General features: G+C 69.6%; 15 protein-coding genes and 1 pseudogene. 7 read left to right on the forward strand and 9 right to left on the reverse strand.

From position 1 onward, the window contains the following. Positions 1 to 81: 81 nt before the first annotated feature. The 5 genes and pseudogenes from WKC72_RS17815 to WKC72_RS17835 all read right to left on the reverse strand — a co-directional run bounded on the left by WKC72_RS17815 (position 82) and on the right by WKC72_RS17835 (position 4,940). Positions 82 to 1,481 (reverse strand): annotated as a pseudogene (locus WKC72_RS17815) (IS1380-like element ISRop1 family transposase). A 156-nt stretch (positions 1,482 to 1,637) separates the two neighbouring features. Continuing rightward, positions 1,638 to 2,309, reverse strand: coding sequence for a sterol desaturase family protein (locus tag WKC72_RS17820; RefSeq protein ID WP_370183704.1), 672 nt, complete (start codon positions 2,307 to 2,309; stop codon positions 1,638 to 1,640). Then, positions 2,306 to 3,043: a FadR/GntR family transcriptional regulator gene (locus WKC72_RS17825; RefSeq protein ID WP_112299708.1), complete on the reverse strand. Its 738-nt coding sequence runs from the start codon at positions 3,041 to 3,043 to the stop codon at positions 2,306 to 2,308. Before WKC72_RS17825 ends, WKC72_RS17820 begins: the two co-directional genes overlap by 4 nt. Positions 3,044 to 3,102: 59 nt before the next feature. After that, positions 3,103 to 4,233: a lipase family protein gene (locus WKC72_RS17830; protein ID WP_112299707.1), complete on the reverse strand. Its 1,131-nt coding sequence runs from the start codon at positions 4,231 to 4,233 to the stop codon at positions 3,103 to 3,105. 77 nt (positions 4,234 to 4,310) lie between these two features. Beyond that, complete coding sequence (locus WKC72_RS17835) at positions 4,311 to 4,940, reverse strand: TetR/AcrR family transcriptional regulator C-terminal domain-containing protein (protein ID WP_005260290.1); 630 nt, start codon at positions 4,938 to 4,940, stop codon at positions 4,311 to 4,313. Positions 4,941 to 5,094: 154 nt separating this feature from the next. On the opposite strand from WKC72_RS17835, the gene bioB reads away from it, so the two are divergent. From bioB to WKC72_RS17850, 3 genes are read left to right on the forward strand one after another with little or no spacing between them, the layout of a single operon-like run. Beyond that, complete coding sequence (gene bioB, locus WKC72_RS17840) at positions 5,095 to 6,108, forward strand: biotin synthase BioB (protein ID WP_370183707.1); 1,014 nt, start codon at positions 5,095 to 5,097, stop codon at positions 6,106 to 6,108. Continuing rightward, positions 6,105 to 6,350 (forward strand): hypothetical protein, encoded by a 246-nt coding sequence (locus tag WKC72_RS17845; RefSeq protein ID WP_370183709.1) that lies wholly within the window; start codon positions 6,105 to 6,107, stop codon positions 6,348 to 6,350. Before bioB ends, WKC72_RS17845 begins: the two co-directional genes overlap by 4 nt. 10 nt (positions 6,351 to 6,360) lie before the next feature. Further along, positions 6,361 to 6,918, forward strand: coding sequence for a DUF2567 domain-containing protein (locus tag WKC72_RS17850; protein ID WP_025432860.1), 558 nt, complete (start codon positions 6,361 to 6,363; stop codon positions 6,916 to 6,918). Here WKC72_RS17850 and WKC72_RS17855 read toward each other — a convergent pair. Further along, complete coding sequence (locus tag WKC72_RS17855; protein ID WP_370183712.1) at positions 6,908 to 7,720, reverse strand: SDR family NAD(P)-dependent oxidoreductase; 813 nt, start codon at positions 7,718 to 7,720, stop codon at positions 6,908 to 6,910. The two genes, WKC72_RS17850 and WKC72_RS17855, sit on opposite strands and share 11 nt — an antisense overlap. Before the next feature lie 83 nt (positions 7,721 to 7,803). Here WKC72_RS17855 and WKC72_RS17860 point away from each other — a divergent pair, with 83 nt between their 5' ends. Beyond that, the gene (locus tag WKC72_RS17860; protein WP_037240771.1) at positions 7,804 to 8,403 is read left to right on the forward strand and encodes a TetR/AcrR family transcriptional regulator; all 600 of its coding nucleotides are present in this window, start codon (positions 7,804 to 7,806) and stop codon (positions 8,401 to 8,403) included. Between the two features lie 19 nt (positions 8,404 to 8,422). Here WKC72_RS17860 and WKC72_RS17865 read toward each other — a convergent pair whose 3' ends face one another. Then, a complete protein-coding gene (locus tag WKC72_RS17865; RefSeq protein WP_370183715.1) occupies positions 8,423 to 9,148 on the reverse strand; it encodes an NUDIX domain-containing protein in 726 nt (241 codons plus the stop codon). Positions 9,149 to 9,226: 78 nt separating this feature from the next. Here WKC72_RS17865 and nadA point away from each other — a divergent pair, with 78 nt between their 5' ends. Genes nadA through nadC form a run of 3 tightly spaced genes read left to right on the forward strand, consistent with a single transcriptional unit; the run spans position 9,227 to position 12,698 of the window. After that, the gene (gene nadA, locus WKC72_RS17870) at positions 9,227 to 10,264 is read left to right on the forward strand and encodes a quinolinate synthase NadA (RefSeq protein ID WP_005247541.1); all 1,038 of its coding nucleotides are present in this window, start codon (positions 9,227 to 9,229) and stop codon (positions 10,262 to 10,264) included. Further along, complete coding sequence (locus WKC72_RS17875; protein WP_370183718.1) at positions 10,261 to 11,829, forward strand: L-aspartate oxidase; 1,569 nt, start codon at positions 10,261 to 10,263, stop codon at positions 11,827 to 11,829. The genes nadA and WKC72_RS17875 overlap by 4 nt, the downstream gene beginning before the upstream one ends. Next, entirely contained in the window at positions 11,829 to 12,698 is an 870-nt protein-coding gene (gene nadC, locus WKC72_RS17880) for a carboxylating nicotinate-nucleotide diphosphorylase (protein ID WP_370183720.1), read from the forward strand. Before WKC72_RS17875 ends, nadC begins: the two co-directional genes overlap by 1 nt. Positions 12,699 to 12,749: 51 nt before the next feature. On the opposite strand, the gene WKC72_RS17885 is transcribed toward nadC, so the two are convergent. Together WKC72_RS17885 and WKC72_RS17890 are read right to left on the reverse strand one after the other, a co-directional pair. Next, positions 12,750 to 13,379 (reverse strand): LysE family transporter, encoded by a 630-nt coding sequence (locus tag WKC72_RS17885; RefSeq protein ID WP_370183722.1) that lies wholly within the window; start codon positions 13,377 to 13,379, stop codon positions 12,750 to 12,752. A gap of 37 nt (positions 13,380 to 13,416) precedes the next feature. Beyond that, positions 13,417 to 14,694 carry a glycoside hydrolase family 1 protein gene (locus WKC72_RS17890; RefSeq protein ID WP_370183725.1) on the reverse strand — a complete coding sequence of 426 codons (1,278 nt, stop codon included), beginning with the start codon at positions 14,692 to 14,694 and terminating at the stop codon, positions 13,417 to 13,419. Positions 14,695 to 14,777: the final 83 nt, after the last annotated feature.

A 14,777-nucleotide genomic window follows, 5' to 3' on the forward strand; every position in this document is an offset into this window, starting at 1 on the left:
GGGGTGTGGGTGATCGCCCGACCGATGTGTCGGGTTGTTCCACTGGGTCTTTCGGGTCGGGGCCGGGGGTGGCCGGGCGGATTAGGTGACCTGGGGTCTTCGATGTCGGGTGTGGGTGAAGAGTTGGTTCCATTCGGATTCCCAGGGCCAGCGCCGCGGCAGGTGCAGGGTGAGGCGGCGGGCCGAGGACGCGATCCGCGCCGGGACCGAGATCAGGGTCCGGCGGATGGTGGCGGTCGTCGCCTTGGCCAGGCGGGCCCCGGTGAGGGTGGCGGCGGCGCGGGTGAGATTGAACGCCATCACCGCAAGCACCAGCCAGGCACTGTTGGCGGCGAACCGCCCCGACGGCAGGTGCGCGAGCGCGGAGTTCTTCAGGTCGGCGTGGACCTGCTCGATGATCGCGTGCCCGCGGTGGATCTTGTCCGCGGCCACGGTGTCCAGGACGGCGGGGTCGGTGGTGGTGAAGAACGCGTGGAACCGCCAGGCGTCGAACAACGTGCCCTGACCATCGGTGTGTTCCCGCAGGTCGGGGATGCGGCGCACCACCAACCGGCCCGGTGTCCGCTCGGAGGCGAGGCGGGTGAACGCGGTGAAGTCGATCTCGGCGACCTCGGCGCGGGAGATCCACCGGCCGGCCTGTTCGTCGTAGACGGCGTCGGTGTATTCGATCGGGGTCCACGCATCCTCGTCGATGGCGGCGATCGCCGCCTTCACCGTCGCGGTCATCCGCACCGTGACCGAGACGTCGGCGCCGGAGCGCAGTGCCGCGGACACGGTCGGGTGCCCGTAGAAGGCCGAGTCGGCCCGCACCAGCACAGACCCCGGTGACAGCTGCGGGCGCAGGCGGCCGAGTGTGGCGAGGGCGTCGCTGACCATCCGGGATGCCCCGCGTGGGGATCCGCAGCCGCCGCGGCGCAGGCGTTGGCCGACGATCACCGGTGCCCGCCCGTCGGTGGTGGCGGTGGCGATCAGCGCGTTCAACCCCGGACCCCCGTATATCCGTAGCCCGAACCCTGCTTGGCGTGCCCGTGCACCTCGACGATGGTGTCGTCGAGGTCGACGAGGATCCGCCCACCTGATTCGGGCCCACCGACCAGCGGTGTTCGTTCGGCCAGGCCTTGCAGGAATCGGGCGGCGACGGCGTCGAGTTGGCGGACGTGCCCGAAGGAGAACGTCCGCAGGAAGGAGCCCAGCGTCGACGGGGCGTACGGGCGGTCGAATACCGTGGGCATGGCGCCGTGCCGCAGCAGCGCCATGTCGTCGATGCTGTCGGCGCCGGCGACCATGCCCGCTACCAGTGCGGTCACCTTCCGGCCCGCGTGTGCGCCCTTGTCGGTGGGCAGCGTCAGATGCTCGTCTGCCAGGTCATCGAGGCCGCAGTCCTGAGCCAACCCCAGGACCGGGACCAGTCCGGCCGCGGCGAGGAGATTGCGGTCGTCGAACGCCGAGGCCGTCACCGGGTGGGTGTGGGATAGTTGCACCCTAGAGATGCCCTTCGTGTCGATCGAACTGGTTCTGTGAGAAGTCCAATTCTTTCAGCACGCAAGGGCATCTCGCCGTTTCGACTCACCTACCCCGACACCACATCGGTGGATCCAGGGTTAACCGCGGGCGGTTGAGAAGTACTCACGGGCGCGTCAGCGCACCGAGTGGAGGTTGCGGGCGGTGGGCGACTTCTCGACCGATTCGGGGTCGGGGTCGGTGCCCAGGATCCGGTCGGCGGTTCCCGAGGTGGTGACGGTGAACCAGTAGTGCTCGTTCTTGTAGTGGTGATGGCGATGGTTGCGCCAGATCGCGCGGTACAGGCGGGAGTTCGGCTTGTAGTCGCTGTGGATGAGGTAGTGCGTCCATTCGTAGAGGACACCCAGGACGCTCAGCACCACCAGGAACGTGAGTCCGAGTCCGGTGCGCGGGAACGCGAGCAGCGAGATGGCGACGAGAACCGGGATCAGCCACGTCAGCGTCTGCCACGGGATGAAGACGAGCGGCACGTCGCGGGGGTCGACGTGGTGCTCACGATGCTTCCGGGCGAGCAGCGAATCGACGGTCAGGCCCAGAACCTTTCGGGGCTTCCAGTGCAGAATGCCCACGTGGATGACCCACTCGGCGAACGGGAACACGGCCAGCATCACCAGCGGAAGGACGGCGTCGGTCAGCTGCCAGTCACCGACGACCAGGCGGGCGGCAACCGCGGCGACCAGCATGCCGCCGATCATCCACGGGGAGGGATGGCGGCGGAACTGGTCCGCGGCGTCGCGGAGGGTGATCGACCTGCGTTGGCGGCGATCAGCGGGAGGGTTCGTGGTCATGTGTCCTTCTCCGAATCGTGGTGGTGCAGGGTGTCGATCACGGCGGTGACGGCCGCCGTTCCGAGGTCGAGAAGTGTTGTGGCGGTCTGGCCCGCGGTGTCTTCGTCGTGAGCGGAGATCGCTTCTGCCAGCTGGTAATACAGGTCGGTGCGGCCGACTTCTGCGACCATGACGGCGGCCATCGCCGTCATGGTCGGTTCGTACGCGTTGCGGAGGCTGTTGAAGATGAGCCGGAACGCGAGGGAATCGGCGGTGTCGACGACGCGCTCCCAGAAGGCCAGGGCGCCGACCTGCTGCGCGACCGGGTCGCTGTCCGAGGCGAGGTGATCCACGGCGTCGCGGAGGGCGGCACCCGACTCTCCGGTCGCCCGTCCCGCGGCGAGGCGGGCGACCTGCACGCCGATCATCCGCCGGGCCTCGAGAACGCTTCGGACCACCGCCCAATCGGGTACGCCGTCGCGGACCAGCAGCTGGGACAGCAGTTCGGGCCCGCCGTGCTGCCGGAAGTCGCGGACCGAGGTGGCATCGCCTTGCCTGACCTCGACGAGTCCGGCCTGGGCAAGCTTCTGGATCGCTTCCCGGACCGCGGGCCGGGACACCCCGAAGGCTTCGGCCAGTCGTCGTTCGCTCGGCAGGGCGTCGCCGGCGGCGAGGTCGCCGCCGAGCACACGCGCGGTGATCTGGTCGAAGACTTCGGTGGACGCGGATTTCCGCGCGATCGGCTCGAACATCATGACACGACACTAAGGCGGCGATAGGTAAGAGGTCAAGTGGTCTTACCAGTGGATCGCGACTATCCGAATAGGCTCCGGACGAACGCGCTGGTGTCGGGCAGGGACGCGGGCATGGTGTAGAGATGGCCGGTGGGATAAGTCCGGAATACGAACTGCTGCCCGTTCGCGGCGAGGTCGGACGTGAGTTTCCAGGTGAGGGGGATGGGGACGACGTCGTCGAACAGTCCCTGTCCGATGAACAGCGGCCGGTCGTAGCCCCGCACGGGAACTCCGAGGGTGGTGCGCAGCGCCGCCAGGACCGCCGGGTCGCCGAGGGGGCGGGACATCAACTGTCCGATCGAGATGCCGTCGAGTTGCGGGGCCGCCTCCTCGTAGCAGAGCGATTCGACGCGATTCAGGACGTCGACGCCGAGTGGTGTGAGGTAGCTGTCGATGTCGAGGTCGGGCCGCGACGCACGCAGTCCGGCGAGTGCGTACGCCACGAACACCGTGCTCCCGGTGAGGGGGACCTCCGGGAAACCCGGGCCGACGAGGGGGGCCAGGTTTTCGAGATTGGACGGGGCGCCGGTGGCGACCGTGCCGCGGAAGTCGAGATCCGGTGCGTACGTGGTGGCCATCGACGCGGCGACGAGAGCGGCATGGCCGCCCTGCGATTGACCGAGGGCGACCCACCGGTTCGACAGGGACGGCGTGACGGTCCGCGCCGCGCGCACCATGTCGATCACACTGTGCGCCTCCGTCGGGCCGTCCAGGTACGGGTGCACCCCGGGTGTGCCGAGGCCGACGTAATCCGTTGCGACGACGGCGTAGCCCTGGTCGAGCCAGTGCTGGACGTATGGTCCGACGAGTTTTCCCGTCACCGTGGGCGCGCACGCGTCGGCGATGCCGACCGTTCCGTGGGCCCAGGACACGACGGGCCACCCGCCGGGCGGCGCCGCACCGGGGGGTAGCAGGACCGCGCCGGTGCTGAGCGCGGGTTCGTTCATCGGCCCCGTCGTCCAGTAGGTGACGTACGTGGCGTCGGCGACGCCCGGTGGTCGCGCGTCCGGCGCCACCGGTGTCGCGACGACGACGGCACCCGGATCGCCGCCCGCAGTCTGTGCTGCCGCCGGGGTGGGCGCGCCGAGGAGCGACAGTGCGAGGGCCGCCGCGAGAACCATTCCGGTGCGGCGGCCGAGCGAAGACGTCATCGCGTCCGTCCCTGGGCCGTCGGAGGCGCCGCGCGGTCCTCGAGTGGCCGACGCGGCGTCGACTCAATTGTGCGCGCTCAGGGGCGGTGGGCGGAGTCTTTCAGGCGTGCGCGAATTCCGTCGACGAACAGCGACAGGCCGAAGTCGAACCGGACAGCAGGATCGCCGTCGAGGAGGTCCTCGTCGTACGCCGCGATCGGCGACTGCGGCGCATCGGGGGAGAGGGCGGCCCGGGTGAGGGCGCCTGCCGACTCCATCTGCGCCCGCGACTGCTCGTCGACCGTGTGGCCGAGGACGTAGTACAGCAGCGAGTAGGACGACAGTTCCGCGTGTTCGCGGGACAGTCCGGACCGCAGACCGACGGCGGCGAAGCTCTCCCGGACCCGGGAGTTGGTCATGCGGGACGCGTACGTGGCCGAGACCAGTTCGGCGCCGTCGCGATGGGCGAGTAGCGCGGTGCGGAGTCGGTGGGCGAGTTCGGTGAACTCGGCGTCCCAGCCGGGGGCCGTGACCGGGGCGTCGACGTCTTCGAGGATCTTGTCGGCGAGCGCGCCGAGCAGGGTCTGCTTGTTGGGGAAATGCCAGTACAGGGCGCCCGGCTGCACGCCGAGAGCGGTCGCGAGCCTGCGCATCGTGAGGTCGGCGAGGCCGAACTCGTCGAGGATGGCCATTGCGCCGTCGAGTACGTCGCCGCGTCGCAATTGCACTGTGTGATCTCCCAATCTCGTCGGAAAGCCGGCTTCGGCTTTGACAGTATTCCACCACGGATCTAACGTGAACACCGTTCAACTTGTACGGTGTTCAATTTTTCGGTTCCGTCGATCCACGACACGTGATCGGCCCGTTTTCCAGGAGATACGTGTGACATCGGCCCCGGTACAGACAGACATCCTCGCCCTCGCGCGTGAGCAGGTTCTCGAGCGCGGTGAGGCGCTGAACGAGAGCCAGGTGCTCGAGGTCCTGCAACTCCCCGACGACCGGCTCGAGGAACTGCTCGCCGTCGCACACGACGTGCGCATGAAGTGGTGCGGTCCCGAGGTCGAGGTCGAGGGCATCATCAGCCTCAAGACCGGTGGCTGCCCCGAGGACTGCCACTTCTGCTCGCAGTCCGGCCTGTTCCAGTCGCCGGTGCGCGCGGCGTGGCTCGACATCCCGTCGCTCGTCGAGGCCGCGAAGCAGACCGCCAAGTCCGGCGCCAGCGAATTCTGCATCGTCGCCGCCGTCCGCGGCCCCGACGAGCGGCTGCTCGCCCAGGTTGCTGCCGGCATCGAGGCGATCCGCAACGAGGTCGACATCCAGATCGCCTGCTCGCTGGGCATGCTCACCCAGGAGCAGGTCGACAAACTCGCCGCGATGGGTGTGCACCGCTACAACCACAACCTGGAGACGTCGAAGTCCCACTTCCCGAACGTCGTCACCACACACACGTGGGACGAGCGCTGGAACACCCTCCGCATGGTCCGCGAAGCGGGCATGGAGGTGTGCTGCGGCGGCATCCTCGGCATGGGTGAGAGCCTCGAGCAGCGCGCCGAGTTCGCGGCCAACCTGGCCGAACTCGAACCCGACGAGGTGCCGCTGAACTTCCTCAACCCACGCCCCGGAACCCCGTTCGGCGACCTCGAGGTCCTGCCCGCGAGCGAGGCCCTCAAGTCGGTGGCCGCGTTCCGCCTCGCGCTGCCCCGCACCATCCTCCGCTTCGCAGGCGGTCGCGAGATCACGCTCGGTGACCTCGGGGCCAAACAGGGCATCCTCGGCGGCATCAACGCCGTCATCGTCGGCAACTACCTGACGACCCTCGGCCGCCCGGCCGAGCAGGATCTCGACCTGCTCGTCGATCTGCAGATGCCGATCAAAGCCCTCAACGACACCCTGTGACGATCATGGCGGAGACCACGGTGGGCGACGGCCCCGGGGAGCGCTACAACCCGTACACCGGCCGCCGCGTGGTGGCCGGGGTGGACGACACCGTCCCCACCGCCGCACAGCTCGGACTCGAACCGCCCCGCTTCTGTGAGGCGTGCGGCCGCCGGATGGTCGTGCAGATCAGCCCGGATGGCTGGTGGGCGAAATGTTCCCGCCACGGTGTGTTCGACTCGATCTGCGGCGGACGGCGGTAGCGTCGGACGCGTGACCACGCTCCCGCGCTTCAGGCTTCGATCTGCCGCCGGAATCTTCTGCGGGACGGTGGTGGCGAGCGCGCTCGCCGGGGTGTTGTGGGGGGTCCTCGCGCCGCCCGAGCACCTGCTGGTGGTCGCCCCCGACCGCGGGGTGTCGCTGACGGGTGAGAGCGTGCACCGGTTCGACGCGATCGGGATGTTCGCGTGTGCGGGCCTGGTGGTCGGCATCCTCACCGCGGTCGCGGCGTGGACGGCGCGGACAAGTCGCGGCCCGGTCGCGCTGGGCGCGGTCCTGGCAGGCAGTGTGGTCGGGGCCGGGGTGATGGCGCTCGGTGGAATCGGCGTGGCCGCGCTGCGGTTCCCCGACCCCGACACCTCGACCGCAGGCACCGTCGTGGCGGTCGCGCCGGGAATCGGGACCCTACTGGTGCTGATCTTCCAGCCCCTCGTCGCCTGCGCGGTGACGTTGGTGCTCGCCGCGCTCAACCCGTACGACGATCTCGGCGTCAGCGATCCCCCGGTCGAACTCGACGAGCCGGAAGAGCGCGACGCGACCCTTACCTCGTGACCGACGTCCGCATCCGCACGTCCCCGAGGAGGCGCCCGCTGGCGAGAGCGCCGATGCGGCGCGTCGCGAACCGGGTGCTGACCGACGACACCCAGTTCATCAGCCCGGAGACGACACTCGGCGGGGTGCTGCGCCGGTCCAGGGCCCGCAGCGCTGTCGACACCACCTGATCCGCGGTCTGCATGCGGCCGACCGCGGCGTCCTCGGAACCGACGACGTCGAAGAACTCGGTGCGGGTGGGGCCCGGGCAGACGGCGAGCACGGTGAGGTCGGTGCCCCGCGCCTCGGCCCACAGCGCCTCCGTGAAGTTGAGGACGAACGCCTTGGTCGCCCCGTAGACGGCCATGCCGGGAGTCGGCTGGAACGCGGCGGTGCTCGCCACGTTCACGAGTGCGCCGCGTCCCCGGAGCAGGTCGGGCAGGAACGTGTGCGACAGCTCGACGAGGGTGGTGACGTTGAGCTGGATCTCGGAGGTGAGGCGCTCCAGGTCGGCGGACGCGAAATCTCCGTGCGTCCCGAACCCCGCATTGTTGATCAGCGAGTCGACGCCGATGTCGCGGGCGGTGAGTTCGCCGCGCAACCGCTCCCCGGCGCCGGGGGTCGCGAGGTCGAACGGCAGCACGGTGACCGACACGTGGTGCGCGGCGCGGAGTTCGGTGGCGAGTTGTTCGAGCCGGTCGGCGCGGCGGGCGACGAGGACGAGATCTGCACCCCGCCCGGCGAACCGGCGGGCGAATTCGACACCGAGGCCCGCGCTGGCGCCGGTGATGAGGACGGTGGTTCCGGATACGTCGAAGGACATGTCTGCTCCTAGCGGTGGGGTGTCCTCGAATGTAGTCAGTGCCATCTATGTAGTCAATGACAACATCTTGCTAGGCTGGCGGCATGCCCGTCGCCGAACAGCCCTACCACCACGGGAGTCTCCGCCGGGTGCTGCTCGCGCGCGCCGAGAGCACGCTCGAGAAGGACGGCGTCGACGGACTCTCCCTGCGGCAGCTCGCCCGCGAGGCCGGGGTCAGCCACGCCGCACCCAGCAAGCACTTCCGGGACCGTCAGGCGCTGCTCGACGCACTCGCGGAGTCCGGCTTCCTGCGCCTCACCGCCGCCCTCGAACGCGCGGTCGAGGAGGCGGAACCGCACGCCCGGGCCCGCTTCGCCGCGCTCGCCGGTGCCTACGTGAGCTTCGCACTCGCACATCGGGAGTTGCTGGCCCTGATGTACGGCAACAAACACGCGCCCGGAGCCGCCTCCCAGGTGGTGGAGGCCGGCCACGCCTCGATGGACCTGACGGTCCGGATCGTCACCGAAGCCCAGGCCGCGGGCGACATCGGACCCGGGGACGCCTCGCGCATCGCCCTCGTCGCGTTCGCGACGTTCCACGGGATCGCGACCCTCGCCGCAGGCGGGATGCTCGACGGCGCGCCCGTCGACGAGGTCGTCACCGCCGCATCGGACACGTTCTGGCGGGGTCTCGCCCAGGGGTGAGGCGGCCCGACGTGCGGAGTCAGCTCGGTGGTCGAAGTGCCGCGAACTCGTCCGTCACCCGCAGGGTGGAGTCGGTGAACCGGTAGAGGGCCGCCGGACGCCCGCCGGTGCGGCCCGACGGCGCCGTGTTCCCGGTGGGAGTCAGCACCCCACGTCGTCCGAGGACGCGCTGGAGGTTGGTCGCATCCACCTGGTACCCGAGTGCGGCGCAGTAGATTTCACGCAGCGTCGACATGGAGAACTCGTCGGGGGCCAAGCCGAACGCGATGTTGGTGTAGGAGAGCTTGGCCGCGAGGCGGGTCCGGGCGTGCCGGACGACGGTGCCGTGATCGAACGCCATCTCGGGCAGCGCGGACACCGGATGCCACGCGGTGTCCGGCGGCAGCTGCGGATCGGCGGGGAGCGGGACGAGCCCGAGGAAGGTCGACGCGATGGTGCGCGGACCGGGCACTCGATGCGGATCGCTGAACACCGACAGCTGCTCGAGGTGGGAGACCTCCTGCACGTCCACCTTCTCGGCCAGCTGGCGTCGCGCGGACGTGGTGAGGTCCTCGTCCTCGTGGAGCAATCCGCCGGGCAGTGACCAGGCGCCCGCCTGGGGATCGAGGGCCCGTTGCCACAGCAGCACGGCGAGCTCACCGGCGTGACGCGCATCACCGCTTTGACCTGCGGTGATGTGGTCGGGGAAGTGGCGAACCTGGAACACCGCGGTAAGCACTTCATGCGTGGTGTTACTATTGGGCATGTTTTCGATCCTAAGTCGAAAACCTCGATTGCGGAAATTCGGGCCAGCCCGCCCGAGTTCACGGTGAAGGAGCAAGCCATGACGACCACGACGTTGTGGGCGGGTACCAACCCGCAGATTCAGGACGGTCCCGGCGGTTACGCGGGCGTCGAGGCGAGCGAAGAGTGGGCTGCCGAGATCAAACGGCTGGCACGTGAGCGGGGAGCGACCCTCCTTGCGCACAACTATCAGTTGCCCGCCATCCAGGATGTGGCCGACCACGTCGGCGACTCCCTGGCACTCTCGCGCATCGCGGCCGAGGCCCCCGAGGACACCATCGTGTTCTGCGGCGTGCACTTCATGGCCGAGACCGCGAAGATCCTCAGCCCCGCCAAGACCGTGCTGATCCCGGACGAGCGCGCCGGCTGCTCGCTCGCCGACTCGATCAACGCCGATCAGCTTCGTGAGTGGAAGGCGGAGTTCCCCGACGCCGTCGTCGTGTCGTACGTCAACACCACCGCCGAGGTGAAGGGGCTGACGGACATCTGCTGCACGTCGTCCAACGCCGTCGACGTGGTCGCGTCGATCGACCCCGACCGTGAGGTCCTGTTCCTGCCCGACCAGTTCCTCGGCGCCCACGTCAAGCGCGTCACCGGCCGCAAGAACATGCAGATCTGGGCGGGTGAGTGCCACGTCCACGCCGGCATCAACGGCGACGAGCTCACCGCGCAGGCCAAGGCGCACCCCGGTGCCGAACTGTTCGTGCACCCCGAATGCGGCTGCGCCACCTCGGCTCTCTACCTGGCCGGCGAAGGGTTCGTGCCCGAGGACAAGGTGAAGATCCTCTCGACCGGCGGCATGCTCGACGCCGCCCGCGCGACCGGGGCGAAGCAGGTTCTCGTGGCCACCGAGGTCGGAATGCTGCACCAGCTGCGCAAGGCGGCGCCGGAGGTCGACTTCCAGGCCGTCAACGACCGCGCGTCGTGCCCGTACATGAAGATGATCACCCCCGCGGCCCTGCTCCGCTGCCTGCTCGAGGGCAAGGACGAGGTTCACGTCGATCTCGCGACCGCGGAGCGTGCCCGCAAGTCGGTGCAGCGCATGATCGAGATCGGAAACCCGGGCGGCGGCGAGTGAGCAGCCCGGCCCGGGGGATTTCCTGGGAAGAGCACGCCGACCTCGTGGTCGTGGGCGGTGGTGTGGCCGGACTGACGGCCGCACGCACCGCCTCGCTGCGCGGACTGACCGTGCTCACCGTCAGCAAGGGTGGGGCGACGGACACCGCGACGCAGTACGCGCAGGGCGGTATCGCGGTGGTGGGTGACGCCGTCACCGATTCGGTGGAGTCACACGTCGCCGACACCTGCGAGGCCGGGGTGGGTCTGTGCGACGAGGACGCCGTCCGGTCGATCGTGGCGGGCGGCCGTGATGCCGTGGCCGCGTTGACCGATCTGGGTGCGGTGTTCGACCGCGGCCGCGACGGCGCCGTCTCGCGCACCCGCGAGGGCGGGCACAGCACCCGGCGGATCATCCATGCCGGCGGGGACGCCACGGGCGCGGAGGTGCAGCGCGCCCTGGGTGCCGCCGGGCTTCCCGTCCTGTTCGACAGTTGCGCCGTACGCGTGCTCACCGATGCGCGCGGCGTCACCGGCGTGCTCGTGGACTCGCCACGCGGACTCGGCGTCGTCCACACACCGGCCGTCCTCCTGGCAACCGGCGGACTCGGGCAGCTGTACGCCTGCAGTACCAACCCGCCCGGAGCCACCGCGGACGGCATCTCTCTCGCGCTGGACGCGGGCGCGGCCGTCGCCGATCTCGAGTTCGTGCAGTTCCACCCGACCGTCCTGTTCACCCCCGGCGGTCTCGGACGGCGCCCGCTGATCAGCGAGGCCGTCCGCGGCGAGGGCGCGATTCTCGTCGACGCGAACGGCGATTCGGTGACCGCCGGCGTGCATCCGCGCGGCGACCTCGCCCCCCGTGACGTCGTGTCGCGGGCGATCGCGTCGAGGCTTCGGGAACTGGGTCACGACCACGTCTACCTCGACGCGCGTCACCTCTCCGGGTTCGCGCAGCGGTTCCCGACCGTGACGGCATCCTGCCTGGAAGCCGGAATCGATCCGCGCGAACAGCTGATCCCGGTCGCACCCGCCGCGCACTACTCGTGCGGCGGAGTGGCCACCGACGTCGACGGACGCACCGCCGTCCCCGGCCTCTACGCTGCGGGGGAGGTGGCCCGCACCGGGCTGCACGGAGCGAACCGGCTGGCCTCCAACAGTCTCCTCGAGGGCCTGGTGGTCGGCGAGCGGGTCGGCGCCGCGGCCGCCGAACGCGCCGGCCTCCGCGTCGAGGCGACCGACCCCGAGCGGCGGGCGCTGCCGTCCGCACCGCGGGACTTGGTGCAGCAGTTGATGACCGGCAACGCCTCCGTCGTCCGGGACGGTGCCGGCCTCGAGGCGGTCGCCGCCGCCCTGTCCGGTGCACCGCGCACGGTGCCCGAAGGGGAGACCGCGCTCGAAGACGCCGCGCTGACCCTGACGGCGTCCGCGCTGGTACTGGCGGCAGCTGCGCGGACCGAAAGTCGCGGATGCCACACCCGCAGCGACTACCCGCAGACGTCCGACGAGTGGCGTCGCAGCACGCACGTTCGCCTGCGCGACGGTGAACTCGAGCTTCTCGAACCCCAACTGACAGGAGTGCGGTGATGTCCGACCATGTCCTTCCCCCCGGTCTGGACGCGGACGAGGTGCGTGCGCTCGTGCGTCTCGCCCTGGACGAGGACCTGCGGTACGGACCGGACGTGACGTCGTCGTCCACGGTCCCGGCCGACGCGGTGGCCAAGGCGTCCGTGGTCTCCCGTGCGCACGGGACCGTCGCCGGCCTCGACGTGGGACTGCTGGTGCTCGACGAGGTGATCGGCGCGGGCCGCTACCAGGTTCTCGACCGGGTCGCCGACGGCACCCGGGTCGCGCCCGGCCAGGCCGTGCTGACGGTCACCGCGCCCACGCAGGGGCTGCTCACCGCGGAGCGGACGATGCTCAACCTGGTGTGCCACCTGTCCGGGATCGCCACCGCGACGTCCGCCTGGGTGGACGCGGTCGACGGCACCGGGGCAAAGATCCGCGACAGTCGCAAGACACTGCCGGGACTGCGCGGCCTGCAGAAGTACGCCGTCCGGGTGGGCGGCGGCGTCAATCACCGCATGGGCCTCGGCGACGCGGCACTGATCAAGGACAACCACGTCGCGGCCGCCGGTTCGGTCGTGGCGGCGCTGCGGGCCGTGCGCGCGGCGGCACCGGACATCGAGTGCGAGGTGGAGGTCGACAGCCTCGAGCAGCTAGACGAGGTGCTGGCCGAGAACGTCGAACTGGTGCTACTCGACAACTTCCCGCTGTGGCAGACGCAGATCGCCGTGCAACGCCGCGACGCGAACACCCCCGGCACCAAGCTGGAGTCGTCGGGTGGTCTCACGCTGGACGTCGCGGCCGAGTACGCCGGTACCGGGGTCGACTACCTCGCGGTCGGTGCGCTCACCCATTCCGTCACCGTGCTGGATCTCGGCCTCGACATGTGACCCCACCCGTGAGTACTTATCAACCGCCCGCGGTTAACAAGTACTCACGGGTCAGACGGCGCGGCGGACTGTCGCCAGGAATGTGGCCGCCACGAAGAACAATCCGGAGAACGTGCGGTTGGTGGCGCGCTGCTGGCGTGGCGAGCGCATCAGCCGCAGGACCTTCGACGCCAGACCGGTGTAGCCGGTCATGACGACGACGTCGACCGCGACCATGGTGGCGGCGATGATCAGGTATTGGGGGAGCAGTTGCGCCGACGGGGTGATGAACTGCGGCAGCACGGCCAGCATGAAGACGACGGCCTTCGGGTTGCTGGCATTGACCAGGAAGCCGCGCAACGTCATCACCGGACCGCTGGTCTCGGCGACCTCGCCGTCGACGCCGGACACATCGGTCGCGCTCGCCCGCCACTGGCGGATGCCGAGATACACCAGGTACGCGACGCCGAACCACTTGATCACCGTGAACGCGAGTGTCGAGTTCGCGAGCAGCGCCCCGAGTCCGGCGGCGACCACCGCGATCTGCAGCAGCAACCCCAGCTGGAGACCCGCGATGTTCCAGTAGCCGCGCCGGAGTCCGAACCTCATCCCCGTGGCCATCGACGCGATCGCGCCGGCCCCCGGGGACAGGCTGATCACGCACGAGGCCCCGAGCACTGCACACCACATCTGCCACGACACCAGGTGATGGTACGACGCGCCGCGGCAGCACACCCTGCTACGGGGGATCGGTGCAGCTGAGCGGAGGATTCACGAGGGAACAGGCACCGGCACGGCGTTCGGGTTCGTAGCCGGGCGGCAGCCCGTTCGCGACGAGGTCCCGGTAGGTGGTCACCGCATCGGTCGGTCGCCGGGTGAGGGCGGGATCGGTCAGCGCGTCGACGGTGAACAAACCGAACCGGGGACGGAACGTGCCCCACTCGTAGTTGTCGGTGATCGACCAGTAGTTGTATCCGATCACCGGGGCGCCGCCCGCCCGCGCCCGTTCCATCCAGTAGACGTGGTCGCGGAGGTGATCGGACCGGGTGTAGCCGTCCGCTCGCGGTTTCCCGTCGTCGGTGGGCATGCCGTTCTCCACGACGTACAGCGGCAGTCCCGGAAACTCGCGGGTGTACCGCATCAGGGCGTGGTAGATGCCGTCCGGTTGGGGGTTGATGTCGTAGAAGTCGTCGGTGATCGCGTGTACGGCGGTGAGGTTGTCGGGGGAGAGGCCGTAGTAGTAGTCGACGCCGAGGAAGTCGAGCTTGTCGCGGACCCGGTCGACGAAGGTGGCGTCGAGCGCGTCCATGGCGGCCGGGACGTACGCGAGGTTGCTGCTCACCCGGGCGCCCGGATCGTTCTCGTGGATGAGATCGTAGGCGCGGCGGTGGACCTCGACGAGCCGGTCGAGCATCTGCGGGGCCCGGCCGGGGCCGATGCCGCCGAACGTCAGCTCCTTCTGCACGTACACGGTCGGCTCGTTGATCGTGATCCAGAGCGCGCCGAGACCCGAGTAGCGTTCGATCACCTTCTGCGCGTTCGCGAGCCAGTCGTCGACGGTGTCCGGGTTGGCCCAGCCACCCTGATCGGCGACCCACCCCGGATACACCCAGTGGTCGAGCGTGATCATCGGGGTCATCCCGCGGCTGGTGATCTCGTGGACGACGTCGTCGTAGTACCGCAGCTCGGTCTCGTCCCACACGCCCGGGGCGGGCTGCAGGCGTGCCCATTCGACGCCGAACCGGAAGACGTCGACACCCAGGTCCGCGGCGCGGGTGATGTCCTCGGTGTACCGGTGACGGAAGTCGACGGAGTTGCCGATCGCGTCGGGGGTCCGTCCGGAGTCGGAATACCGCCGCCAGTTGCTGTCGGGCGAGGAGCCCTCCGATTGGAAGCCGGACGTCGCCACACCCCACAGGAAGTCGTCGGGGAGTGGGGCGGCCTGCGCGCCGGTGGCGGGCGCCAGCAAGCAGAGGAGGACCGCGCCGGCGCCCAGGAGTCGCGAGGGAGTCCGCATCGGCCGAAGAGTAGCGGAAACGCTGTCCCGAGTGCGCCGATTGGGTGATACTGGTGAGTAGGACTACCCGCCAGTAGGAGGCG

Origin of the sequence: Rhodococcus wratislaviensis (genome assembly GCF_041228765.1) — a bacterium.
In the GTDB taxonomy this organism is placed as follows: domain Bacteria; phylum Actinomycetota; class Actinomycetes; order Mycobacteriales; family Mycobacteriaceae; genus Rhodococcus_F; species Rhodococcus_F wratislaviensis.